The organism is Streptomyces sp. NPDC001732, assembly GCF_053596315.1.
The window spans coordinates 161,577-185,400 of record NZ_JBSFFY010000006.1 but is presented as its reverse complement, the minus strand read 5'-3'; the positions used below and the strand labels follow the sequence as shown (position 1 = coordinate 185,400).

Annotated in this window: 20 protein-coding genes; 13 read left to right on the top strand and 7 right to left on the bottom strand. The window is 75.0% G+C overall.

The window, feature by feature from the left end; genetic code table 11:
* Nucleotides 1–85: 85 nt before the first annotated feature.
* The gene (locus ACWCXX_RS09720; protein WP_451125800.1) at nt 86–1,792 is read left to right on the top strand and encodes an ABC transporter ATP-binding protein; all 1,707 of its coding nucleotides are present in this window, start codon (nt 86–88) and stop codon (nt 1,790–1,792) included.
* Nucleotides 1,789–3,627: an ATP-binding cassette domain-containing protein gene (locus ACWCXX_RS09715; RefSeq protein ID WP_451125799.1), complete on the top strand. Its 1,839-nt coding sequence runs from the start codon at nt 1,789–1,791 to the stop codon at nt 3,625–3,627. The genes ACWCXX_RS09720 and ACWCXX_RS09715 overlap by 4 nt, the downstream gene beginning before the upstream one ends.
* Before the next feature lie 64 nt (nt 3,628–3,691).
* Here the strand turns inward: ACWCXX_RS09715 and ACWCXX_RS09710 are convergent, their stop codons facing one another.
* Complete coding sequence (locus ACWCXX_RS09710) at nt 3,692–4,750, bottom strand: PucR family transcriptional regulator (RefSeq protein ID WP_451125798.1); 1,059 nt, start codon at nt 4,748–4,750, stop codon at nt 3,692–3,694.
* Nucleotides 4,751–5,154: 404 nt separating this feature from the next.
* Nucleotides 5,155–5,601: a peptidase inhibitor family I36 protein gene (locus ACWCXX_RS09705; RefSeq protein WP_451125797.1), complete on the bottom strand. Its 447-nt coding sequence runs from the start codon at nt 5,599–5,601 to the stop codon at nt 5,155–5,157.
* 535 nt (nt 5,602–6,136) lie between these two features.
* Here ACWCXX_RS09705 and ACWCXX_RS09700 point away from each other — a divergent pair.
* A complete protein-coding gene (locus tag ACWCXX_RS09700) occupies nt 6,137–7,012 on the top strand; it encodes a universal stress protein (protein ID WP_451125796.1) in 876 nt (291 codons plus the stop codon).
* Between the two features lie 201 nt (nt 7,013–7,213).
* Here ACWCXX_RS09700 and ACWCXX_RS09695 read toward each other — a convergent pair whose 3' ends face one another.
* Complete coding sequence (locus tag ACWCXX_RS09695) at nt 7,214–7,555, bottom strand: DUF6204 family protein (RefSeq protein WP_451125795.1); 342 nt, start codon at nt 7,553–7,555, stop codon at nt 7,214–7,216.
* 257 nt (nt 7,556–7,812) lie between these two features.
* Between ACWCXX_RS09695 and ACWCXX_RS09690 the strand changes: the two genes are divergently transcribed.
* Nucleotides 7,813–9,780, top strand: coding sequence for a DUF5107 domain-containing protein (locus ACWCXX_RS09690; protein WP_451125794.1), 1,968 nt, complete (start codon nt 7,813–7,815; stop codon nt 9,778–9,780).
* Nucleotides 9,781–9,811: 31 nt separating this feature from the next.
* Here ACWCXX_RS09690 and ACWCXX_RS09685 read toward each other — a convergent pair whose 3' ends face one another.
* Nucleotides 9,812–10,177, bottom strand: coding sequence for a VOC family protein (locus ACWCXX_RS09685; RefSeq protein ID WP_451125793.1), 366 nt, complete (start codon nt 10,175–10,177; stop codon nt 9,812–9,814).
* A 109-nt stretch (nt 10,178–10,286) separates the two neighbouring features.
* Entirely contained in the window at nt 10,287–11,096 is an 810-nt protein-coding gene (locus ACWCXX_RS09680) for a class I SAM-dependent methyltransferase (protein ID WP_451125792.1), read from the bottom strand.
* A gap of 268 nt (nt 11,097–11,364) precedes the next feature.
* Here ACWCXX_RS09680 and ACWCXX_RS09675 point away from each other — a divergent pair, with 268 nt between their 5' ends.
* From ACWCXX_RS09675 to ACWCXX_RS09660, 4 genes are all read left to right on the top strand, one after another.
* Nucleotides 11,365–11,949 (top strand): TIGR03086 family metal-binding protein, encoded by a 585-nt coding sequence (locus ACWCXX_RS09675; RefSeq protein ID WP_451125791.1) that lies wholly within the window; start codon nt 11,365–11,367, stop codon nt 11,947–11,949.
* A 246-nt stretch (nt 11,950–12,195) separates the two neighbouring features.
* Entirely contained in the window at nt 12,196–13,047 is an 852-nt protein-coding gene (locus tag ACWCXX_RS09670) for an SMP-30/gluconolactonase/LRE family protein (RefSeq protein WP_451125790.1), read from the top strand.
* Nucleotides 13,048–13,177: 130 nt separating this feature from the next.
* On the top strand, nt 13,178–14,443 hold the full coding sequence (locus ACWCXX_RS09665; RefSeq protein ID WP_451125789.1) for an aminotransferase class I/II-fold pyridoxal phosphate-dependent enzyme: 1,266 nt from the start codon (nt 13,178–13,180) through the stop codon (nt 14,441–14,443).
* Nucleotides 14,444–14,470: 27 nt separating this feature from the next.
* The gene (locus ACWCXX_RS09660) at nt 14,471–15,526 is read left to right on the top strand and encodes an MBL fold metallo-hydrolase (RefSeq protein ID WP_451125788.1); all 1,056 of its coding nucleotides are present in this window, start codon (nt 14,471–14,473) and stop codon (nt 15,524–15,526) included.
* Here the strand turns inward: ACWCXX_RS09660 and ACWCXX_RS09655 are convergent.
* Both ACWCXX_RS09655 and ACWCXX_RS09650 read right to left on the bottom strand, forming a co-directional pair.
* A complete protein-coding gene (locus ACWCXX_RS09655; RefSeq protein WP_451125787.1) occupies nt 15,516–16,136 on the bottom strand; it encodes a DedA family protein in 621 nt (206 codons plus the stop codon). The genes ACWCXX_RS09660 and ACWCXX_RS09655 overlap by 11 nt on opposite strands.
* Complete coding sequence (locus ACWCXX_RS09650; protein ID WP_451125786.1) at nt 16,133–16,915, bottom strand: MBL fold metallo-hydrolase; 783 nt, start codon at nt 16,913–16,915, stop codon at nt 16,133–16,135. Before ACWCXX_RS09650 ends, ACWCXX_RS09655 begins: the two co-directional genes overlap by 4 nt.
* Nucleotides 16,916–17,181: 266 nt before the next feature.
* On the opposite strand from ACWCXX_RS09650, the gene ACWCXX_RS09645 reads away from it, so the two are divergent.
* The 5 genes from ACWCXX_RS09645 to ACWCXX_RS09625 all read left to right on the top strand — a co-directional run bounded on the left by ACWCXX_RS09645 (nt 17,182) and on the right by ACWCXX_RS09625 (nt 23,824).
* Nucleotides 17,182–17,595: a hypothetical protein gene (locus ACWCXX_RS09645; RefSeq protein WP_451125785.1), complete on the top strand. Its 414-nt coding sequence runs from the start codon at nt 17,182–17,184 to the stop codon at nt 17,593–17,595.
* Between the two features lie 81 nt (nt 17,596–17,676).
* Entirely contained in the window at nt 17,677–19,779 is a 2,103-nt protein-coding gene (locus ACWCXX_RS09640) for an alkaline phosphatase family protein (RefSeq protein ID WP_451125784.1), read from the top strand.
* A gap of 70 nt (nt 19,780–19,849) precedes the next feature.
* Entirely contained in the window at nt 19,850–21,961 is a 2,112-nt protein-coding gene (gene ligA / locus ACWCXX_RS09635; RefSeq protein ID WP_451125783.1) for an NAD-dependent DNA ligase LigA, read from the top strand.
* Between the two features lie 244 nt (nt 21,962–22,205).
* Nucleotides 22,206–23,030, top strand: a complete 825-nt coding sequence (locus tag ACWCXX_RS09630) for a rod shape-determining protein (protein ID WP_451125782.1) — start codon at nt 22,206–22,208, stop codon at nt 23,028–23,030.
* Entirely contained in the window at nt 23,027–23,824 is a 798-nt protein-coding gene (locus ACWCXX_RS09625; RefSeq protein WP_451125781.1) for a hypothetical protein, read from the top strand. The genes ACWCXX_RS09630 and ACWCXX_RS09625 overlap by 4 nt, the downstream gene beginning before the upstream one ends.

Here is a 23,824-nt window from a genome sequence, read left to right as displayed (position 1 = left end):
CGCACCGGTGCCGGGCGTGTCCGCATCGGCGGCACGCCCGGCACGCCCCGCCCCACCGACCGGCGCACCTTCCGCAGGAGGAACCATGACGTCCCCGCAGCGGCTCCTGAGGGAAGCCACCGCCCGGTCCCGGGGATGGTTCGCCCTCGCGGGCGCGGCGGCCGTCGTCGGCTCCGCCGGCACGCTCGCCCTGCCCTGGACCCTGGCGGGCGCACTCGACTCGGTCATCGGCGAACGGCCCTCCGCCACCCCCGTCTACGCGTTCGCCCTGGTCCTGGCGGTCGTGGTGGCCGCCGGAGCCCTGCAGACCCTGGCCGGCGGGACGTACGGCGCCGCAGTGGTGGCCGCGCTGCGCCAGAACCTGGCCGTGCGCGTCCTGGACGCCGGGATCCCCGGGGCGGCACGGTTCCCGGCGGGCGACCTCGCCGGCCGCCTCTCGGCGGGCTGCGCGCAGGCGGGGCAGGCCGGCTGCACCGTGATCACCGCCGCGGCCTCCGTACTGACGTCGCTGGGCGGCGTGGTCGCGCTGTGGCTGCTGGACCGGCGGCTGGGCCTCGCCTTCCTGCTGGGCGTGCCCCCACTGGTGCTGATCGCCCGCCTGTTCATGAACCGCAGCTCACAACTGTTCCTCTCCTACCAGGAGACACAGGGCAGAATCTCCGCGCTGCTGCTCGAAGCGCTGGGCGGCGCCCGGACCATCGGCGCGAGCGGCACGGCGGACGCCGAGATCTCCCGGATCCTCCGCCCGCTGCCGGAACTCTCCGCGACGGGACACCGCATCTGGCGCCTGCAGCGCGACACCGGCTGGCAGGTCGGACTGCTGGTCCCCGCCGTGGAGGTACTGGTCCTCGGCATCGGCGGCTTCGCCCTGGTGGACGGGGACATCAGCGCGGGACAACTCGCCGCCGTGGTGGGCTACACCGCGATCGCGATGTCCCTGCTCGACCAGCTCGACGCGCTCTTCTCCCTCGGCGTCTCGCTCGCCGGCGCCCGCCGGATCGCCGAGGCCACCGACCAGCCGGTGATCGCCCCCGGGACCCGGGAGGCCACCGGGCCCGCGAACGGCGCGGTGACGTTCGAGGGGGTCGGCGTCCGCTCCGGCGACCGGGTCGTCCTCGACGCCGTGGACCTCGACGTCCCGGCCGGCACGGCGCTGGCGGTGGTGGGCCGGTCCGGCTCGGGCAAGAGCACCCTGGCCGCGCTGCTCGGACGGCTGCGGGACCCGGACGAGGGCACGGTGCGCATCGACGGCCTCCCGCTGCGCGAACTCGCCCCGCACACCCTCCGCACCCTGGTCGGCTACGCCTTCGAGCGCCCCGCCATGCTCGGCGGAACGGTCCGCGGCATGATCGCCCTCGCCCGCCCCGACGCCTCCGACGACACGGTGACGGCAGCCGCCGCGGCGGCCCACGCGGACGATTTCGTACGACGGCTGCCGCACGGCTACGACACCCCCCTGTCCGACGCCCCGCTCTCGGGCGGCGAGGTCCAACGACTGGGCCTGGCACGGGCCTTGGTGCACGACCCGGCCGTGGTCGTCCTCGACGACGCCACCTCCAGCCTGGACACCGCCACCGAGGCACGGGTCGACGACGCCCTGACGGCCGCCTGGTCCGGCCGCACCCGGGTCGTGATCGCGCACCGGGTCTCCACCGCGGCCCGGTCCGACCTGGTGGCCTGGCTGGACGAGGGACGGATCCGCGCCGTGCGACCCCACCACGAGCTGTGGCAACTGCCCGAGTACCGGGAGCTGTTCGCCGCGGCGGCCCCCCACGCACAGGAGAAGGCATGAGCGAGCCGTCGCCGTCGGCCCCCGTCCTGACGACACCCCCGCCCGCGCCCCCCGGCGCGACGGCGGCCCGCCCCGCCGGGCCCGCCTCCGCGGGCCTGCGGATGCTCGGCGGCTTCGTCCGGCGCCACCGCACCGCGACCGCCGCGGTGGCGGGATGGTCCGTCATGGAGTCGCTCCCGGCGCTCTTCTCCGGCCTCCTGGTCGCCGCCGCCCTGGACCGGGGTTTCCTCGCAGGGCGCCCGGCCACCGGCATGTTCTGGCTCGGCCTGCTGGGGACCGCGATGGTGCTGCGCGCCGTCATGACGCGCGAACTCACCCCGCGGCTGGGGAAGCTCGTCGAACCCCTCCGGGACGAGCTGGTGACCGAGGTGGTCTCCGGCGCGGTGCGCCGGGCCGTCGGCGGGGCCCGGGGCGAGGCCGGGGCAGGGGTCGCACAGCTGACGGTCCAGGTCGAGAGCGTGCGGTCCCTGGTCTCCGCCCTGCTGCGCTCGGCCCGGCAACTGGGCGTCTCCCTGGTGATGGCCCTCGTCGGCCTCACCGCGCTGTCCGCGCCGGTGGCGGCGGCGACCCTCCCGCCGGTCGTCCTCACCCTGGTGCTGTGCGTACCGCGGCTGCGGAGACTCGCCGGACGGCAACGCGCCCAACTGCGGGCGGAGGAGCGCCTGACCACGACCGCCGGCGAGGCGTTCGGCGGCATCCGGGACGTCGTCGCGTGCGGCGCCCGCGACCGGACGGCGTCCGACATCACCGCACGGATCGCCGGCCACCGGGACGCGTGCCGTGCCACCGCGCGCACGATGTCCGGCAACACCCTGCTGGTGGCGGCGGGCAGCCAGCTGCCGCTGCTCGCCCTGCTCGTCGCCGCGCCCGTCCTGCTGCGTGAGGGCGCCCTGTCGGTGGGCGAACTCCTCGGAGCCACCAGCTACTTGATGAGCGGAGTGACCCCCGCCCTGCGGGCGCTCGTCGCCGTCCTCGGCTCCTGGGGGGTGCAGCTGGACACCGTGCTGCGCCGACTGGGCGCCGCCGTGGCGCCCGCCGCCCCCGTGCCCGCGCCGGGCCGCACCCCGCTCTCCCCGGACCTCTCGCTGGAGGGGGTCACCTACGCGTACGGGCCGTGCGCCGCCCCGGTGATCGGCGATCTCTCCCTGGACGTCCCCGCCGGGTCCCATCTGGTGGTGGTCGGCCCCAGCGGTGCCGGCAAGTCGACCCTGACCACGCTGATGGCGGGCCTGGCGGTCGCGGACAGCGGCCGGCTGACCCTGGGGGGAGTGCCGGTCGAGGAGACCGACCGGGCCTGGCTCCGTCGCGAGGTGACGCTGATTCCCCAGGAGGCGTACGTGTTCACCGGCACCGTCCGGGACAACCTGCGCTACCTGCGCCCGGAGGCCGACGACGCCGGGCTGACGGCATCGCTGGCGGCGGTCGGCGCCCTCGATCTGGTCGAGCGGCTGGGCGGGCTGGACGCGCCCGTCGGGCTGGACGGGCCGGAGCTGTCCGCCGGTGAGAAACAGCTCGTCGCCCTGGCCCGCGCCCATGCGTCGGCGGCCTCGGTCGTGCTGCTGGACGAGGCCGGCTGCCACCTCGACCCGGCGGCCGAGGCACGGGCGGAGGAGGCGTTCGCCGCCCGCGGCACGACGCTCGTGGTGGTCGCGCACCGCATCAGTTCGGCCCTGCGCGGCGGGCGGATCCTGGTGCTGGACGGGGCGCGGACGGCCGTCGGCACGCACGACGAACTGCTCGCCGCGAGCCCGCTCTACCGCGACCTGGTCGGCCACTGGATGTCCGGTCGGACCGCCGGACCGGCAACGGACGCCCCCGCCCGGCCCCGCCCCTGACCGGATCGCGGCGGGCAGCGGGGAGCCGGGCGGCGGGGGAGCGGAGCGGGAGGAGGGCGCCCGGTCAGAGGCTCTGTTCGGGCCAGTTGAGCAGGCGCGCCCCGATGACGGCCGTCTGCAGGGCGTAACGGTGGTGCGGGTCGGCGGGGTTGGTGCCGGTGAGCCGGTGGATGCGTTCGAGACGGTAGGTGAGGGCGCGGACGCTGAGGGAGAGCCGACGGGCCGTCTCGGTCGCGTTGCAGCCGGAGTCGAAGTAGACGGTGAGGGTGTCGAGGGACGTCCGGGGGCCGCCGCGTGCCTGGAGGAGGGGGCCGAGGGTGGCGCGGACGAGGTCCGCCATCGCCTGGCGGTCCCGGGTCAGGACGGGATAGACCAGCAGGTCGGCGGCGTTGAGCACGGGGGCGTCCAGACCGAGACGGATGGCGAGGCCGAGGGTGCTGAGGGCTTCCTCGTAGGAGTGGACGACGCCGTCGGCCCCGCGGTGGGTGCGGCCGATCGCGGTCCGGCCGCCCTCGGTCGCGGCGTGGGCCTGCTTGGCGAAATGGGTGAGCACGTCGCGTTGGTCGCCGGGGGCTATGCAGACCAGTCGCCCCTCCTTCGTGGTGAGGAGGATCTGCCGCTCGCCGAACCGGCCGGTCACCGCGCGCTCCACCCGCCGGGGCACGTCGTCGCCCTCGGCGTACGGAGTGGGGCCCTGCGCCACGGCGACGGCGTGGGCCCGGGACAGCCGCAGGCCGAAGCGTTCCGAGCGTTCGGCCAGGCGGCCCAGATCGCTGCGCCCGTAGAGCAGGTCATCGATGAATTCGCGGCGGGCGGCCTCCTGCTGACGGACCGCGAAGTGCTGGGCCCGGTCGTACCCCTCGGCCAGCGCGTCGATGGCCTGGGTCATGACGGCGAGGGCGCTGTCGCTGGAGGCGAGCGCGCCCGGCCAGGCCGAACGGGCCGCTTCGAGATGCTTCGCGACGACCCGGCGCAGGGTCGCCCCGCTGCTCGCGGCCCGCTCACCGAACGCGCGCAGGGCGTCCAGTTCGTCACGGGTGAGGCGACGGTCGGCGGAAGCCGCCGCGGCGAGCAGCTCCGCGTAGCCGTCGAAGCAGTCGTCGGCCGCCTCGCAACCGTTCACCGGTGCGCCTCGTTCCGCGGTCCGGTGCCGGAAAAGGCGGAACGCTCGTGGGGGCCGTCCTGCACGGGAGTCCTCCGGGACATTGATCGACATCCGGAGACATCTGTCTCCCGACTGCCGACCAGACTTCCCGGCACACCAGCGCGATTCTCGGCGCGTTCCGCACACTCTATCCCGCACGCTCCGCGCGTACAGGAGCAGCTGTGCCGGGGGGCGGGCGTCCGCGCGGTCACGCGCGGAGAGCGGCGCGCCCTTCCGCGGGTGGCGGACCGGGCGCGACACGATTCGTCGCCGGACCCGGACCCGGACCCGGTGCCGGGTCCGGCGACGAGCGGTCGTGCGGAGGCCGGCGAACATTCCCTAGGAGCCCCCGCGCGTACGGGGCGGACCGGGGCGGCCGGCCGTCACGCCCAGTGGACGAAGTCGACGGTGTCGTTCTCCGCGGCCGGCTCCTGGAGCGACTCACCGGGGAACAGGGGGCGGAGCTTGCGGCCCTCGAGGTCGGCGAGCGTCGCGAGACCGTGGGTGTTGTTCACCCACGAGGACACCTCGTTGGCCGCGGTGGATCCGTGGACGCCGCCCTGCATGGGCAGATCCCGCAGGTCCACGTCGTAACCGGCCCCGATGCCGTAGGCGGGGCCCTGGTTGTTGTAGTCGCGGTACAGACACAGGGTGGCGGGCGGGCAGGGCTCGCCGTCGTCGAGCTTGACCACGCCCGGGGGCAGCGCGGTCCCGGGCTCGGGGGCGGCATGGGCCACGCCGGTGCCCAGCGACAGCAGCGCTCCGGCCACGACCGTGGCCACGGTGGCCACCCGGATCAGCCGTGCGGACATCGTGAGGCGTGCGGTCATCGGACTCTCCTGAGTGCTTCGAGGGGCACCCGGCTGTGCGGTGGGGTGCTGTGAGAAGGGGCGCGGCGGGATCCGGAACCGGCGCGGAGCCGTGCTGGTGTCGCCGGGATTCCTGCGGAGTGCACCTCCGCCCCCACGGGAGATTACACAGAGAGACGATTGGTGACGCAGGGTGTGCATTGGCGAACGGGGTGTGTCTTCGGGTGCTGCGCCCGGTCGGGTGGCGGCCGGTCCGCGGGGGCGGCGGTAGCGGACACGGCGGCCCGGCGGCCGGTGCCCCGGCCCATGGGGTGACGTGACGCCGTGCCCGGCTCCGCATGCGCGGGCCCGCCGCACCCGGTTCCGCATGCGCCGCCGGAGGATCCGGTGTACTTGTCGAAGGAGAAGGCCCCGTGCCCGGCGCGCCCGCGCGGCCCCGCCCGTCGACACCCCGCCGCCCCCCGCACTCGGGCCCGGGACACGGGCGCCGGAAACGGCGCGGGAGGCGGCATGCGCACACCGTCGTCCGGCTTCTCGTGAGACGGAGGCAGTCGTCATGGAGCCAGTCGTCACCGTCGGCCTCGACGGGTCACCCGAGAGCCTCGCCGCCGCCCGCTGGGCCGCCGACGAGGCGGCGCGGCGCGGATTCACCCTGCGCCTCCTGCACGCGTGGCCCCTGCTGGCGGCCGAACCGCCCGGGGCCCCCGCCGGCCCGGACCAGAACTACTGGGCGAGACGGATCGTGCACAAGACGGGGGCGGAGCTCCAGGCGCGCCACCCGGGCCTGTCCGTCGTCGACGGGCTGGTGGCCGAGGACGCCGAGCAGGCGCTGCTGCGGGCGGCCTCGGAGTCCGAGATGGTCGTCCTCGGTTCGCGGGGGCTGCTGCCCGTCGAGAGCTACTTCCTCGGCGACATCAGCATGCCCGTCGTGGCCCACGCAGAGCGCCCGGTGGTCCTGGTGCGATCGGACACCGGCGAGGACGAACCGCGCCCGGCCCGGACCGGGACGGGCGGCGTCGCGGTGGCGCTCAAACTGCACGGCCCCTGCGACGAGTTGCTCGAATTCGGCTTCCGGAGCGCCGCCGCACGCGGCGTGCCGCTGCGGGCCGTCCACGGCCGGAGCCTGCCGGTGGACGCGTACGTTCCCTGGGGCGTGGACCACGAGGTGGCGGAAGAGGTCGCCCGGGAGGCGCAGGAGCTCCTCGACCGGACCCTCCGCCCCTGGCGCGAGAAGTTCCCGCAGGTGGAAGCCGTCGACAGCCTCGCGCTCATCAGTCCCGCCAGGGCCGTCGTGCAGGCCGCCGAGGACGTCGGCCTGCTGGTCGTCGGCCGCCGTCGGCACCGCCGCCCCCTGGCCCCGCGCCTGGGCTCCGTGGTCCAGGCCGCCATCCACCACGCCCACTGCCCCGTCGCGGTCGTCCCCCACGAATGACCCGAGGAACGGCGCGGGACCCGGAGCCGCGTCGCCCCTAGTGCTGTGGCCGGAAGGGTTCACCGGCTCGCGACGCCCGGCACGGCACCTCGCCGCGTTGTCGCATCACCCGAGTACATCCAGTACGCGGGCAATGCTCCGCCTTGCGATGCACCGCACCGGACGCCGCGAGCTTTCCGGCAAACCTTTCCGGCCACAGCACTAGCCGCGCCGCCCCTTGTAGTTGATCTTCATGGTGTCCATGTCCGTCGCCGTGGAGCGCAGCTCGCCGTGGCCGTAGCCGCGCTCCCGGAGGAAGGTCTCCGCGCGGTCCTCGGCGATCGCCCCCGCCATCTCCTCGCCCTCGTCGGCATCGGACACGACCACGTACCGGAAGCTGAAGTGCTTGAGCACGCGGTCGTACGCGAGCGATCCTTCCTCGGTGAACTGCATGGCGCTCAGGCCGTGTTCGTCCACCTCGGCCAGCAGCCGGGCACGCGCCTCGTCCGTCAGGCCGTCCCAGGTGCCCCGGACGATCACCCGGTAGGTGTGCTGCGCGCTCATCGTGTTCCGCCCCGCGTTCTTTCCGTGGGTGCCGCATCGGCCACCGCTCGTGGATCGTGAAGGGTCAAGGGTACGGCGGTACGGGCCGGGCGCATCCGAATTGTTGTCGCCCGGGGCGGACCGGCCCGGAGCCCTTTCCCGCGCCCCCTTTGCCGAAGTCTGACGGCGGCGCCCCTGGCCGGGGCGTTGTCCAGCGTGTTCCATGGTCATCGGGGCGCCCGGACCCGCGGCGGCCCGCGCGAGGGAGCGAGGTTGCCTTGGCCACGACCGTACGACGTGCCGTACTGACTCTGCCCGCCGCACCACTGGGCCCGGAGAATCCGTTGCCCGCCCTGCGGCCGCTCGACGAGACGCATGCCGTCGACGAACGCACCCGGGCCGGGCTGCCGCGCGACATGGCGCGCCAGATCGGCTGCGCACAGCCGGCCACCGTGCTGCCGGTGCGCCTTCTCGACGGTTACGGGCGCGAGCGCACCCCCACCGCCCTGGACGCGATCGTCATCGAGAACGACCGGCTGCGGGCCACCGTGCTGCCCGGCCTCGGCGGCCGCGTCCACTCCCTCCACCACAAGCCGACCGGCCGTGAACTCCTCTACACCAACCCCGTGTTGCAACCGGCCGACTTCGCGCTCAACGGTGCCTGGTTCTCCGGCGGCATCGAATGGAACATCGGCGCCACGGGCCACACCACCCTGTCCTGCGCCCCGCTGCACGCTGCCCGCGTGCCCGCGCCCGACGGCGGCGAGATGGTCCGCCTCTGGGAGTGGGAGCGGCTGCGCGACCTGCCGTTCCAGGTGGACCTGTGGCTGCCCGCCGACTCAGAGTTCCTCCACGTCGGCGTACGGATACGCAATCCGCACGAGCACACCGCGCCCGTCTACTGGTGGTCCAACACCGCCGTGCCCGAGGGGGAGCACACCCGCGTCCTGGCCCCCGCCGACGAGGCGTGGCACTTCGGGTACGAGCGCGCCCTGAGCCGGGTCCCGGTGCCGGTGTCCGGCTCCGTCGACCGTACGTACCCGCTGTGCGGCGACTTCCCGGCCGACTACTTCTACGAGGTGCCCGACGGGGCCCGCCGCTGGATCGCCTCCCTCGACGGGGACGGCCACGGACTCGTCCAGACGTCGACCGATCTGCTGCGCGGCCGGAAGCTGTTCCTCTGGGGCAGTGCCACGGGCGGCCGGCGCTGGCAGGAATGGCTCACCGAGCCCGGCACCACCGGCTACGCCGAGATCCAGGCCGGCCTCGCCCGCACCCAGCTGGAGCACGTCCCTCTCGAACCGGGTGAGGAGTTCAGCTGGTTGGAGTCGTACGGGCCGCTGTCCGCCGACCCCCGCACCGTGCACGGCGACGACTGGGCGGCGGCCCGCGCGGAGACGGAGCGGCGGCTCGACCGGGCGCTGCCGCGCGCCGATGTCGAGGCCGCGTACGCCGCCTGGCGTTCCTGCGCCGACACCGAGCCCGGCGAGCCGCTCGCCACCGGTTCCGGCTGGGGCGCCCTGGAGGTCCGGCGCGGCAGGTACGAGCTGCCCGGAACCCCGTTCGCCGACGCCACCCTCGGTGAACCGCAGCGCCCCTGGCTGGAGTTGCTGGACCAGGGCGCCTTCTCCGAACCGCTCGGGACGGCCCCGCCCGGCCCCTCCCTGGTCTCCCCGCACTGGCGCGACATGCTGGAGACGGCCCCCGCCGACCCCCTCACCGAGTACCACCTCGGTGTGGCCCAGTGGCACGCGGGCGACCGGGCCCAGGCCGTGCGCAGTTGGGAACGCGGGCTGGCGCTCGCCCCGTCCCGCTGGCCGCTGCTGCGGTGTCTGGCCGTCGCCGCCGAGGAGGGCGGCCAGTGGGACCGGGCCGCCGACCTCTGTGCCGAGGCGTTCGACGACCTGTGCGCGCGGAGCCACGACGGCGAGGAGGGGACGGCCGCCACGGCGGCGCTGGGCCGCGAGGCGATGGAGACACTGCTGACGGCCGGGCGCCCCGAAGGGGCCCGGACCGTGTGGGCCGCGCTGGACCCGGAGATCCGACGGCGTGGCCGCTTCCGTCTGCTGGAGGCCCGGTTGCTGCTCGCCGAGGGGGACCGGGCGGGTGCCCGGTCCGTCTTCGACGAGGGGTTCGAGGTCGCGAACCTGCGGGAGGGGGCGGAGGTCCTCGGCGAGGTGTGGGCACTGATCACGGACGACCCGCTGCCGGACCGGTACGACTACCGGATGCGCCCGACGGACTGACGGGCCGTCCGGCCACGGCCCGGGGACGCGGTCAGCGCCCCGGGCCGAACGACAGGGAGCGGTCGACGTACTCGAAGACCGAACCGTCCGGGTGCACGGCGATCAGATTGCGGCCCGCCGGCGTCGCTACCGGCCCGGCGAGAACGCGGGCCCCGACGCGGGAGAGGGCGGCGTGGGCGGCGTCGACGTCCTTGACCGCGATCGTCGCCGTCACCTTGCGCAGGATCTCCAGCTCCGACTCCGGACCGCTCATCAGGAGGAAGCAACTGATCGCGGCGACCGAGACCCCGCCGCGCTCGAAGCGCAGCGCCGAACTGCCGGTGAGGTCCTCGTAGAAGGCCACGGCGGCCTCCAGGTCGTCGACGCAGATGCGCAGCGTGGTTCCCAGAATGTCCATGTGCACAAGGGTAGTTGGCGGCACATCGGCGCGTGATCGGTTCGGGAGTGCGCCCGTCCGGGGCGGCGGGGCGGCGGCCGTCCCGCCGCCCCGGACGGTCCGTGGGGGCTCAGGCCCGGCAGAGCACCTCGCCGTGCGGGACCATGAACCAGGCGTCGTCCCGCGTGCCCCATTCGCGCCAGGCCGCGGCGATCGCGGACAGCTCGTCGGCGGTCGCGTGGCCGCCCTCGACGGCGAGTTGGGCGTAGCCCGAGTCGACCGTGCGGTCCGCCCACAGGCCGCTCCACCAGACCCGGTTCTCCGGGGTGGCGAAGCACCAGTTGGCGGCGGTCGCGGTGACCTCGGTGAAGCCCGCCCGGCGGGCCCAGGACAGCAGCCGACGGCCCGCGTCCGGCTCGCCGCCGTTGGCGCGGGCGACCCGGCCGTACAACTCCTGCCAGGCGTCCAGGGCGGGGAGCTCGGGATACCAGGCCATCGCCGCGTAGTCGCTGTCGCGGGCCGCCACGATGCCGCCGGGGCGGCAGACGCGCCGCATCTCGCGCAGGGCCTGCACCGGGTCGCCCACGTGCTGGAGCACCTGGTGGGCGTGGACGACGTCGAAGGAGTCGTCGGGGAAGTCCAGGTCGTGCACATCGGCCACGGCGAACTCGACGTTCTCCAGGCCGCGTCCGGATGCCGTGCCGGCCGCCCTGGCCAGGATCTCGTCCGTGGTGTCGATGCCGGTCACCTCGCCGGGGGCGACCAGTTCGGCCAGATCGGCGGTGATGGTGCCGGGCCCGCAGCCCACGTCCAACACGGCCATGCCGGGCCGGAGTTCGCCGATCAGGTACGCGGCGGAGTTGGCGGCGGTGCGCCAGGAGTGAGAGCGCAGCACCGACTCGTGGTGCCCGTGGGTGTAGACGGCGGTCTCGTGCGGCATGACCGTGGATCCCTTCTCGGAACGCGGCCGGATCACGGGCCGCGAAGCGCTGATCGGTACCGCCACCGTACGCCGGTATGCCGAATCATGAGATACGCGTCTTGAGATGTGGGACGCCTTCTTTCGGGGCACGGGCGGCGGGAGTTGGCGACGGACGGGGCGGTGAACCGGGGGCACGGTGAGGACACGGGGCATCGGACACCCCGGCCGGGCGCACCGGACGGGCGGCGCGCTCGCGCCCCGGCCCCGCGCCGGGGAGAGTGGAGCCATGACATCTGTCTCCGTCGACGAAATCCTCGAACGCCACGGCGAGGCGCTCCGGCTCTTCACCGACCGGGTGCACGCGGTGCGCGACGACCAGTGGTCCGCGCCCACGCCGTGCACCGAGTGGACCGTGCGCGACCTGGTGGCCCACCTCACCGCCGAGCAGCTCTGGGTACCGTCCCTGGTCACCGAGGGTCGCACCGTTGCCGAGGTCGGTGACGCCTTCGACGGCGATGTGCTGGGCGAGGACCCCGTGGCCGCGTGGGAGCGGGCGGCGGCCGGGGCGCGCGGGGCATTCGAGGCGCCGGGCGCCCTGGAACGGACGGTGAACCTGTCGTACGGGGACACTCCCGCCGACGCCTACTGCGCGCAGATGGTGGCCGACGCGGTGGTGCACGCCTGGGACCTGTCCCGGGCGATCGGGGCCGACGAGCGACTGCCCGCCCTGCTGGTCGACTTCACGCGCCGCGAGGTCGGACCGTACGCGAAGGACCTCTCGGGCAGCGGCCTGTTCGCCCCGCCCGTCGGGACCCCGGCGGACGCCGACCCGCAGACCGAACTGCTCGCGCTGCTCGGCCGACGGGCCTGACACCGTCCCGCACGCCCGCCGGGGACGGCGGAACGGCCGTGGGACGGCCGTGGGGCGGCTTGCGGGAAGGGCCATCGGTCAGCGGGCCCCCGGGCGGGCCCGGGAAGGGGCGAGGGGCGGCAGCGCCGGGAGGCCTGCCGCACGCTTACGCTGTGCCCGTGATTCCGGTCGTCGACCGGAGCGCCGGAAGCGGAAGGCGGCGGGGCCGCCGTGCCCCGGCCGGCCCGGACCCCACGAGAGGCAGAAGTGAGCACCGCACACCTGGACGTGGCCGTGGCCGAGCGGGCCGAGCTGGGCGAGGGACCGACCTGGGACCGGGCGACCGGCCGCGTCGTCTGGGTCGACATCGTCGCCGCGCGCGTGCACACCTACGACCCGGTGACCGGCCGCCGTACGGTGATGACGACCGAACAGCACGTCGGAGCGGCCAAGCCGCGGGCCGGCGGCGGACTCGTCGTCAACCTGCGCGACGGCATCGGCCTGTACGACCCCGACGGCGCCTTCCGCTGGCTGGTCCACGACCCGGTGCCCGGTCGGCGCGGCAACGACGCGGCGATCGCCCCGGACGGCTCGCTGTGGGCGGGCACCATGCGGTACGACGGGGCAGAGGGCGGGGGCGGCCTCGCCCGTTTCGCGGCCGACGGCGCGGTGACGCCGGTGCCGACCCCCGTGTCCTGCGGCAACGGCATCGGCTGGAGCCCCGACGGACGGTCGATGTACTTCGTCGACACGCCCACCCGCCGTATCGACGTCTTCGACTTCGACGGCGAACACGCCGTGAACCGGCGCCCGTTCACCACCGTGGAGGAAGGCGCCGGGTTTCCCGACGGGCTGACGGTCGACGCCGAGGGGGCCGTCTGGGTCGCCCTGTGGGACGGCGCCGCGGTGCGCCGCTACACGCCCGACGGCGCCCTGGACCGGGTCGTCGAACTGCCGGTGCGGCGCCCCACGGCCTGCGCCTTCGGCGGCACGGAGCTGCGCGACCTCTACATCTCCACGGCCCGCACGGGCCTCGTCGCCCCGCACCCGCTGTCCGGTTCGCTGCTGGTGCTGCCGGACGCGGGCCGGGGCATGCCCGGCACGGCCTTCGCCGGCTGACCCGGCCGCCCCGCGTCCGATTTCCCCCGCCCGCCGCACCGCCGACGGGCGCCGTCGGGCGAACCCCCGTATAAAGGCCCTGGGGCGGGACGGCGCGACAGGGCGACGGGCGGCGGCGAAGGAGTCCCGGATGGCGCGGCAGCAGACCGGACGGGCGGGGCGCGGGCGCCGGGGCGGCGACCCCCGGACCGTACGGGAGGACCGGGGGCCCGTCCGCTACGGGCCGCCCGCCCACGACCCGGGACTCCCGGTCCTGCCCGAGCTGGCCGAGGTGCTCGCCGCGGCGGCGGGCCGCACCGGGCCCGAACCGGCCGGTGGCGGCGACGCCCTGCGCGAGGCCGCCCTCGGGTACTGGCAGCGGCGCGGGCTGCGCGGCGGCCCGGAACACGTCGCCGCGGCCCCGGGCGCCCCGGCCCTGCTGCTCGCGCTGCTCGCGGCGCACGGCGGCGACGTGCTCATGCCGCGCCCCTGCACGGCCACCTGGATCCCGCAGGCCCGGCTGCTGGGCCGACCCGCCTACCACGTGCCGACCCCGGCGGAATGCGGCGGCGTGCCCGACCCGTACGCGCTGCTGGAGACCGTGCGCAGGGTGCGCGCCGAGGGCGGCAGGCCCCGGCTGCTGCTGATCTCCGTCGTCGACGACCCCACCGCCACCGTCGCCCCGCCGGAGCTGGTCCGCGAGGCGTGCGAGGCGGCGGTCGCCGAGGGGCTGCACGTCGTCAGCGACGAGACCTGGCGCGACACCCTGCACCGGCCGCACGACACGGTCCTGCTCAGCCCGGCCGAGATGTGCCCCGACGACGTCACGGTCGTCTGCGACCTGGCCGGCGCGCTGACCCCGTCCGCCTGGCCGGTCGCGATCGCGCGGTTCCCGGACACCGAACGGGCCGCGGTGCGCCACGCCCGTACGCTCGACGTCCTCACCGCGCTCGGCGCGCTCGTCGCGGGGCCGGTCGCCGTGGCCGCCGCCCACGCGCTGCGCGAACCGGAAGCCGTCACGGACCGGATCCGCCGGGCCGCCGCCCTCCAGTCGCAGATCGCCGCGGCGGCCCACCGGGCGGTCCTCGCGTCGGGCGCGCTGGCCAGACCCCCGCAGGCGGGCCGCCACCTCTACGCGGACCTCGGGCCGCTCAGGTCCCGGCTGGCCGACCGCGGCGTCACCGACTCGCTGGAGCTGGAGGAGTACCTGACGGAACGCCTGGGCACGCCGACGCCGGGCGGGCACCGGTTCGGCGACGAACTGGGGGCGCTGCGCGTGCGGCTGGGCACCGGGACGCTGCTGGGCGCGACCCCGGAGCAGCAGACGGAGTCCCTCACCGCTGTGGCGCCCCTGGAATTGCCGCACGTGGCCCGAGCCCTGAGCATTTTCGCAGCGGCCCTCGACGAACTGCGATGAACGCACTGCGAAGACGGGAGTCCCTCGATGGCGGAACAGACCGGGCGCACCCTCCCCGTAACCGGGCACCCGCGGCCGGTGCGCGGCGAGATCGTCGGACCGCGCCCGCTCGGCGAGGTCCGGGACTGGCCCAGAAGTTTCGCCGACCGGCTCACCGCCCCCCTTCCTGGTGTCATGCATATGTCGCGATTGGCGCGTGAGCGCGCCCTGCGGCCCAACGCGGAGGGGCTGCGCGGCGTCCAGCGGCTCCCGTACGCCCCCGAGCCCCTGCCGGCCGTCCCGCCGGGAACCACGTCCGTCACCTGGGCCGGCCACGCCAGCTGGGTCGTCCGCACCGGCGGCCTCACCGTGCTCACCGACCCCGTCTGGTCCCGGCGCATCCTCGGCACCCCGGCCAGGATCACCCCGGTCGGCGTCCGCTGGGACGATCTGCCGCCCGTGGACGCCGTCGTCATCAGCCACAACCACTACGACCACCTCGACGCCCCCACCCTGCGCAGACTTCCCAAGGACACCCCGCTCCTCGTCCCCGCCGGGCTCGGCCGCTGGTGCCGCCGTCGCCACTTCACCTGCGTCACCGAACTCGACTGGTGGGAATCGACCGAGCTGAACGGCGTCCGCTTCGACTTCGTCCCCGCCCACCACTGGTCCAAGCGCACCCTCACCGACACCTGCCGCTCCCTGTGGGGCGGCTGGATCATCGACGCCCCCGGCCCCGACGGACAGCGGATCCACTTCGCCGGGGACACCGGCTACGGCCACTGGTTCGGCGAGATCGGCAGCCGCTACCCCGGCATCGACCTGACCCTGCTGCCGATCGGGGCGTACGAACCGCGCTGGTGGCTCGGCGACGTGCACACCGACCCGGAGGAGGCCGTCCAGGCGTACGAGGACCTCGGCGCCCGCGCGATGGCACCGATGCACTGGGCCACCTTCCTGCTCTCCGCGGAACCCGTGCTCGAACCGCTGACCCGGCTGCGCACCGCCTGGCAACGGGCCGGACACCCCCGGGACCGGCTCTGGGACCTGCCGATCGGCGGCTCCCGGCTGCTGGAACCGGCACCCCGCACGATCAGTGGCTGAACCGCGTCCGCACCTTGCGCCACACCGCGGGCGCCCCGCTGACCAGCAGCGTCAGCCCCACCGCCACGACCACGCCCTGCCACGGCTCGGGGAAGAGCGAACCGCCCAGAATCCCGATCAGCTGGTACGTCGCCGCCCACGCCAGGCACGCCGGCGCGTCGCCGCGCGCGAACCGGCGCAACGGCATCCGCCCCAGCAGACAGGCCAGCATCACCGGAATCCGCCCCGCGGGCACCAGCCGGGACAGCAGCAGCACCGTCCCGCCGTGCTCGTCCAGCTTCTGCCGCGCCTGCGCCAGCCGCTCCGGAGCGGCCCGGTCGCTGATCGCCCGGAGCCACTTCGAACCGTTCTGCGACCGCACCCCGCGCTGCCCGAGCCAGTACAGACAGATGTCGCCGAGGAACGCCCCGGCCGACGCCACCACGAAGACGATCAGCAACGCGAACGGCGACGACTGGTGCAGCGCCACCACCGCGGCCGAACTCACCAGCGCCCCCGTCGGTACCACCGGCACCAGCGAGCCCACTGCCACCAGCAGGAACAGGGAGGGATAGCCGACCGCCTGCTGCGTCGACTCCGGGGGCAGCTGCCCCACCACGGCGTGGATCACCCGGCGGCCTCCGGGCGCACCCGCTCGCCGTGGGCCGGCCGGTGCACGGCCACCTCCGGCGCCAGCAGCGCCGCCTTGCGGACGAACTCGTCACCCGGCGCATGGAACTCGTGCGGCCTGACCCCGTCCATGCCGATCGGCCAGTACGTGCCGTAGTGCACCGGAACGGCCGAGCGCGGCGCCAGCCGGGTCAGCGCCTGCGCCGCCCGGCCCGCGTCCAGATGGCCGTGGCCCAGGTACGGGCCCCAGCCGCCCACCGGCAGCAGCGCCACGTCCACCGGACCGACCGCCTCCGCCATCTCGTCGAAGAGCCCCGTGTCACCCGCGAAATACGTCCGGGCCGTCCCCTCGACCACATAGCCGAGCGCGGGGGAGCGGTGCGGCCCCACGGGCAGCCGCCTGCCGTCGTGCAGGGCCGGGACCGCCCGCACCCGCACCGCGCCGACACGGACCTCGTCGCCCGCGGCCACCTCGGTGAGCAGCAGCCCGCGCTCCGAGCGCAGCGCCCGCAGCCCCGGCACGGAGCGCGATGCGCCCACCGGAACCACCAGCCGGGTGCCGGGGGCGAGCCGGGCCAGGGACGGCAGGTGCAGATGGTCGGAGTGCAGGTGCGAGACGAGCACGACATCGGCGACCGCGGCCTCGGCACCGGGCAGCTCGCCGCGCCGGCGGCGCAGATGCGCCAGGCGCCGCACGAAGAGGGGGTCGGTCAGCACCCGGATCCCGGAGTCCTCGATCGTGCAGGTGGCATGACCCCACCAGGTGACTTCCACCGGCACGTGCCACCTCCTCGTTCCCAAGCTTCTCGTCCCGGCTCCGGCGTCGAGCCTAAGCGCTCTTCGTCCGGACCGGGGCGGTCCGGCGGAGCGAGGGGGGCGCACGCGCGTTCGCTCCTCTCACTCCTCCGAGCGCGGCGCGCGCCTTTTTGTACGCGGGCACGGAGGGTAAGGTCGCCGGTACGCCCGGACAGGGGCCGATGGACACCGCCCGGTGCGCGGGCGGACGGCGGCAGCTCGAGGACACGGCCCGACACGAGGGAACGGCCATGGGGGACGTGAAGGACGTACGGGTGGCGGCCATCGCCAGTCTCACACCGCTCGAGGAGCTCGACGACGACCCGTTCCTCGTGGACACCCGCAGCCAGCAGGACATGTGCGCCCGCTGGGCCGCCGACAAGGGATACGTCGTCACCCGGCAGCTGCGTCTCTACGGGCTGCGCCCCGATCACCACGCCCTGTGGACCGACGTAGAGAACGGCGACGTCGAACTGTTCGTCGCCGCCAACGACCGGGTGCTGGCCCGCGCCCTCACCTCCGTGCCCGAGTTCGCCGCCGAGTGCGAGCGCCGCGGCGTGCGCCTGGAGGTCGCGGACCTCGCCGAGCCGCCGTACACCGCCCGCACGAAGGCGAGCGTGCACCGCAGGCTCTCCATGCCGACCGCCGGTTACGACGGCTGCTGACCGTCGGCCCCCGCGCCCCGCTGTGAAAGGCTGGGGGCCGAGGCCCGGAAAGGCGGGGGCCGGACGTGAGGTGGGAACGGCGTGGGCGACGGGCGATGGCGAACGGTCGGCAGCGCCCTGATGCGCGTGGTGCTGGTGTGGGCGGTGTCGACGCTCACGATGCTGGTTCTCGCCGGAATTCTGCCGGACTTCCAGCTCCAGTCGGACGACGGCGACAGCATCACCAAGATCGCGTTCACCGCGGCCTGGGGCGCCGGCGCGTTCGGTCTGCTCTCCGCCCTGGTCTGGCCGGTCCTGGTACGGGCGCTGCTCGTCGTGCCCGCACTCGTCCTCGGGCTGCTCGTCTTCTTCCTGAACGGTTCACTGCTGCTGCTCGCCCTGCGGCTCATCCCGGACGGGCGCGGCGCCGCGGACCCGAAGACGGCGGTCGTCGTCGCGGCCGTGATGTCCGCCGTCGCCTCGGCGACCTCCACCGCGCTCGCCGTCCGCGACGACAACGCCTACCGGCGCCGGCTCTCCCGGCTCGCCGTCCGCCGCCGACGGCGCAGCGGCGCGGACGACGGGCGCAGCGGCCCCCCGGGCACCGTCTTCGTCCAGCTCGACGGCGTCGGCCACGACGCGCTCGCCCGCGCCGCCGAACAGGGCCTGATGCCGACCGTCGCGCGTTGGCTGGCGGACGAGGAGGGGCACCGGCTCACCCCGTGGCGCACCGACTGGTCCAGCCAGACCGGGGCCAGCCAGCTCGGCATCCTGCACGGCAGCAACCACGACGTCCCCGCCTTCCGCTGGTACGAGAAGGAGACCGGCGAGGTCATGGTCTCCAGCAGACCCGCGAGCGCCCTCGAACTCCAGCGCAGGGCCGTCGCGCGCACCCGCGACGGCGGGCTGCTCACGGCGGACGGGGCCAGCCGCGGCAACCTCTTCAGCGGCGGCGCCGAACAGCTGGCGCTGGTCCTGTCCATGGCGGCCCGGCGCGGCAAGGGCCGCCGTTCCAGGGCCGGGTACTTCGCCTACTTCTCCGATCCGGCCAACGCCGTCCGCACCGCGCTGTCGTTCGTCGCCGAGGTCTGCCGCGAGATCGGGCAGTCGATCGCGGCCCGGCTCCGGAAGGACACGCCCCGGATCAAGCGCGGCGGGCTCTACCCCTTCATCCGGGCCTTCGCCACCGTCGTCGAACGCGACGTGGTGGTCTCCGCCGTCATCGGCGACATGTTCGCCGGACGCACCGCCGTCTACGCCGACCTGGTCGCCTACGACGAGGTGGCGCACCACTCCGGACCCGACAGCCGCGACGCGGAGAAGGTCCTCGCCCGCCTGGACCGGTCGCTCGCCCTGATCGTCAAGGTCGCCGAACACACCCCGCGCACCTACCGGATCGTGCTCCTCTCCGACCACGGACAGAGCCCCGGGGAGACCTTCGCCGGGGCGTACGGGCTGACGCTCAAGGACCTGGTGCGGGCGGGCTGCGGACTGCCCGTCTCCCGCCGGGCGCAGCGCACCCGCAGCGGCTCGGAGGCCCGCGACGCGGTACGGATCGCCCTGCACCGGCGGCCCGTCGAGGAGGGCGACGCGGAGCACCGCACGAAACCGTCCGACCCGGTCGTCCTCGCCTCCGGCAACCTCGGGCTCGTCTCCTTCCCCGACATCGAGGGGCGCGCCTCGCGCGAACGGCTCGACCGCGACCGGCCCGCCCTGCTGGGCACCCTCGCCAACCACCCGGGCATCGGCTTCCTGCTGGTGCGCAGCGAGCGTCACGGATCGGTGGTGCTGGGCCGGGGCGGGGAGGAGGTCCCGGTGGCGGAACTGGAGGACGGCAGGGGGCCGCTGGCGCCGTTCGGCCCCGGCGCGGCGGACGCGGTGCGCCGCACCGACACCTTCCCGCACGTCGCCGACATCATGGTCAACTCGATGTACGACGGCGCCACGGGGCGGGTGCACGCCTTCGAGGAGCAGATCGGTTCGCACGGCGGCCTGGGCGGCGAGCAGTCCCGGCCCTTCCTGCTGTGGCCCGCGGAGCTGTCCGCCCCGGTCGCGGAGGGCGAGGAACTGGTGGGGGCCGAGCAGGTGCACGAGGTGCTGCGGCGCTGGCTGCGGGAGTGTCCCGGGCCGCAGGTCCCGATCGAGCGACCGGGCACGACGGGCGGCGGGCACGAGGCGCACGACACGATCGAGGAGGCCGGCTGACGGCCACGGGCCGGCCCGCGGCACCCGGAGGACGGGCCGCGGGACGGCGTTGTCAGTGGTGGACGGCAGGATGGGGGCCATGACGAACTCAGCTGTTGTGCTCGCCGATGCCGCCGCCTACGCCGCCGCGGTCGAAGAGGCCTCGCAGGCCGCCGCCGCGTACTACGCCACGGGCGAGAGCACGCTCGACGACGACGCCTACGACCGGCTGGTGCGGGGGATCGCCGGGTACGAGGAGGAGCACCCGCAGGAGGTGCTGGCGGACTCGCCGACCGGCAAGGTGGCGGGCGGCGCCGCGACCGGGGACGTGCCGCACACGGTGCCGATGCTGTCCCTGGACAACGTCTTCTCGGCCGAGCAGTTCGTCACGTGGACGGCGTCGCTGGAGCGCCGGATCGGCCGGCCCGTCGCCGCGTGGAGCGTGGAGCCGAAGCTCGACGGCCTGGCGGTCGCCGCCCGTTACCGCGCGGGCCGGCTGGAGCGGCTGATCACCCGGGGCGACGGCACCGCGGGCGAGGACGTGTCGCATGCGATCGGCACCGTGGTCGGCCTCCCCGGGGAGCTCGCCGAGCCGGTGACGATCGAGATGCGCGGCGAGATCCTCATGACGAACGACCAGTTCGAGCAGGCCAACACCGTGCGCACCGAGCACGGCGGCGCCCCCTTCGCCAACCCGAGAAACGGCGCGGCCGGCACCCTGCGCGCCAAGGACCGCGCGTACACGGTGGAGATGACGTTCTTCGCCTACGGGGCCCTGCCACTGCCCGACTCCGGCGAGCTGACCGACACCCTCGCCGAACTCCCGCACAGCGAGACCCTGGCGTACGTCGCCGGGCTCGGCGTGCACACCGCCGCGGACACGGACGTGGCGCCGCGCACCGCGACCACCGTCGAGGAGGTGCAGAGCCGGGTCGAGGAAGTCGCCGCGCTGCGCGCCTCGTTGCCGTTCGGCATCGACGGCATCGTGATCAAGGCCGACCTCGCGGCCGACCAGCGCGAGGCCGGTTCCGGGAGCCGGGCGCCGCGCTGGGCCATCGCGTACAAGCTGCCCGCCGTCGAGAAGGTCACCCGGCTCCTCGGCGTCGAGTGGAACGTGGGCCGCACCGGCATCATCGCCCCGCGCGCCGTGCTGGAGCCGGTCGAGATCGACGGCTCGACCGTCAGCTACGCCACGCTGCACAACCCCGCGGACATCACCCGCCGCGATCTGCGCCTGGGCGACCGGGTGATGGTCTACAAGGCGGGCGACATCATCCCCCGGATCGAGGCACCGGTCGCCCATCTGCGGACCGGCGACGAGAAGCCCGTCGAATTCCCCGAGGCATGCCCGCAGTGCGGTTCCGAGATCGACACCAGCGAGCAGCGCTGGCGCTGTGTGCGGGGCCGCAACTGCCGCCTGGTCGCCTCCGTCTCGTACGCGGCGGGCCGCGACCAGCTCGACATCGAGGGCCTCGGCGCGACCCGCGTCGTCCAGCTCGTCGACGCCGGTCTGGTGACCGACTTCGCCGACCTCTTCACTCTCGACCGGGAGCAGCTGCTCGGCCTGGAGCGGATGGGCGAGACCAGTACCGACAACCTCCTGGCCGCCATCGAGACGGCCCGGACCCAGCCGCTCTCCCGGGTCTTCTGCGCGCTGGGCGTGCGCGGCACCGGCCGCTCCATGTCCCGGCGGATCGCCCGGTACTTCGCGGACATGGACCGGATCAGGGCCGCGGACGCGGAGGAGCTCCAGCGGGTCGACGGCATAGGCAAGGAGAAGGCCGCCGGGGTCGTCGCCGAGCTGGTGGAACTGGCCCCGCTGATCGAGAAGCTGGTGGCCGCCGGGGTCAACATGACGGAACCCGGCGCGACGCCCCCGCCCGCGCCGGGCGAGGAGAGCGAGGAGGCGGCGGGCGCCGCCGCGGACGGGGCGGGCACCGGCCTGCCGCTGGACGGCATGACCGTGGTGGTCACCGGCGCCATGACCGGCGCACTGGAGAAGCTCTCCCGGAACGAGATGAACGAGCTGATCGAGCGGGCGGGCGGCAAGTCCTCGTCCAGCGTCTCCAAGCGCACCACGCTCCTGGTCGCCGGTGAGAAGGCCGGGTCCAAGCGCACCAAGGCCGAGGACCTCGGCGTCCGGATCGCCGCGCCGGACGAGTTCGCCGAACTGCTCACCGGGTTCCTGCCTTCGGAGGTGTGACCCGCGACGGGGCAGGGCGTGACGCACGAGGGGGCACGGTGCGACGCGCGACGGAACCGCGGTGTGACGTACGACGGACGGGAAGTGCGACGCATCGCGGGGCCTGCGATGCCCGAGCCCTTTGATTTTGCCCGGGAGTGGCTTTCTTTGCCTCCCTATTGCATAGTGAGGGCTCGGCCATGCCTCGCTATCAGCGGGTCCATGGATGGGTGAACGGCTGTGGCGACGGGCCGGGGGAGGGGCGATGCGTTCTCTGCACGACGGACGTCGGCCCGTCCGGCCCGCCCGCCCCGATTACCGGGGTGTCACCCGCGGCCTCGCCATCGATCTCGGCAGCTCCCGCACCCGGGTCTGGATGCCCGGACACGGCGTCATCACCGACGCCCGCGGCGACTTCGGGACCGGCGCCGGGGCCGGGTACGGCCACCCGGTCCGGCGCGGACGCATCGTCGATTTCGAGTCGTGCGGCCGGATGCTCGGCCGGATCGCCGACATGGCCCTGGGCGAGGACCGCACGGGCACCGTGATCGTCCTCAGCCACCCCGTCCTCGCCGGGGCCGGGCACCGGGCCGCGGCGAAGGAACTGGTCGCCGCGCTCGGGCCGACGGGCGTCATCGCGCTGGACAGTGCGAGGGCCGCCGCGGCGTGCGCCGGACCCGGGGACGGCGGCCCGCTGCTCGTCGTCGACATCGGCGCCGAGCTCACCGAGGCGACCCTCCTCGTCGACGGCCGGGTCCGTGACGCCCGCCAGGCCGAGTCGGGGCTGAACGACCTCGACCCGTCCCAGCCGGCCGCCCCCGTCGTCCGCACCGTCCTGGACATGGTCATGGAGATGTGGAAGCAGGACCGGCACGGCGCCGTCCTCGGCGCCCTGCGCAGGGGCCCGCTGCTCACCGGCGGCGGTGCGGCCCGACGCGACGTCACCGACGCGATAGCGGCCCGCCTCGGGGTACGGGTGCGCCCCGCCGACGACCCGGCGACCACGGTCGTGCGGGGTGCGGGCATGGTCCTCGGCTCCGTGCTCCGCCACGCGGGCGCGGTGCCCGCCCTGCCCGGCCGACCGAGGTGACCCCCCTCCCGGGGCCGCTCCCGGGAAACGCGCACCCGGGGCCGCGTCCGACGGACGTCGCCGCCCGCCCGCAGGACGGTGCGCGCGGTGTACGGTGCGCGCGGCCGCACGACGGAGCACCGTCCTCGTACCCGGACCACCCTGACCGCCCCGGCGGCGCGTCGGGCACCCGCGTCGGACGTCGTGCGCCGGAGGGCACGCGCCGGACCCTGCCGGGCGCCCCGGCACCCGGCGGCACCGCACGGGCCGCCCGGCAGGCGCTGGTCGCCCTGCTGCTCACCGTCCTCGCCGTGGTCGGCGGCGCCCCCGCGTCCGCGCTCCCCGCCCGGCCGTCCGCCGGAGTGCCGCCCTCCGAGGCGTACGCGCCGGGCGGCCACCGCCCCACCCCGCACACCGACCGGACCCCCCGCACGGGCACCGTCGGCGACACCCGCCGCACCCGCGCGGGCACCACCCACGACACCCGCCGGGGCCGCACCGCCACGGCGACCGACCACCACCGGCCCGCACCGGTGACCGGCCCGGAGCCCCGGCCCCGGGCCGCCGCCGACCACGCCCGGCCTCCGCATCACCTTCCGCCGCCGGGCTCCGGCTCCGTGCTGCCCGGCACCCCCGGCGTCCGCGCGCCGGACCGGGCCCGCCCGCGCGCCCCCGAAGCCCCTTCCCCCACCACCGACCGTTTCCGCACCGCGCTTCCCGGCGTGCGCGGGCCTCCGAGGACGGCCGTCCACCGGCCACCGGTCCTGCCACCGGTCCCGTTCCACACGACCGCCGTCCCGTCCTCGCCGAGGTGA

Excerpts from the sequence above, each read along its gene's own strand:
- ACWCXX_RS09680 (WP_451125792.1), bottom strand. The coding sequence starts at position 11,096 with ATGCCGCACGAGACCGCCGTCTACACCCACGGGCACCACGAGTCGGTG.
- ACWCXX_RS09695 (WP_451125795.1), bottom strand. The coding sequence starts at position 7,555 with ATGAGCGCGCAGCACACCTACCGGGTGATCGTCCGGGGCACCTGGGAC.
- ACWCXX_RS09660 (WP_451125788.1), top strand. The coding sequence starts at position 14,471 with ATGGCGGAACAGACCGGGCGCACCCTCCCCGTAACCGGGCACCCGCGG.
- ACWCXX_RS09630 (WP_451125782.1), top strand. The coding sequence starts at position 22,206 with ATGCGTTCTCTGCACGACGGACGTCGGCCCGTCCGGCCCGCCCGCCCC.
- ACWCXX_RS09685 (WP_451125793.1), bottom strand. The coding sequence starts at position 10,177 with ATGGACATTCTGGGAACCACGCTGCGCATCTGCGTCGACGACCTGGAG.
- ACWCXX_RS09705 (WP_451125797.1), bottom strand. The coding sequence starts at position 5,601 with ATGACCGCACGCCTCACGATGTCCGCACGGCTGATCCGGGTGGCCACC.
- ACWCXX_RS09720 (WP_451125800.1), top strand. The coding sequence starts at position 86 with ATGACGTCCCCGCAGCGGCTCCTGAGGGAAGCCACCGCCCGGTCCCGG.
- ACWCXX_RS09700 (WP_451125796.1), top strand. The coding sequence starts at position 6,137 with ATGGAGCCAGTCGTCACCGTCGGCCTCGACGGGTCACCCGAGAGCCTC.
- ACWCXX_RS09645 (WP_451125785.1), top strand. The coding sequence starts at position 17,182 with ATGGGGGACGTGAAGGACGTACGGGTGGCGGCCATCGCCAGTCTCACA.
- ACWCXX_RS09665 (WP_451125789.1), top strand. The coding sequence starts at position 13,178 with ATGGCGCGGCAGCAGACCGGACGGGCGGGGCGCGGGCGCCGGGGCGGC.
- ligA (WP_451125783.1), top strand. The coding sequence starts at position 19,850 with ATGGGGGCCATGACGAACTCAGCTGTTGTGCTCGCCGATGCCGCCGCC.
- ACWCXX_RS09675 (WP_451125791.1), top strand. The coding sequence starts at position 11,365 with ATGACATCTGTCTCCGTCGACGAAATCCTCGAACGCCACGGCGAGGCG.
- ACWCXX_RS09715 (WP_451125799.1), top strand. The coding sequence starts at position 1,789 with ATGAGCGAGCCGTCGCCGTCGGCCCCCGTCCTGACGACACCCCCGCCC.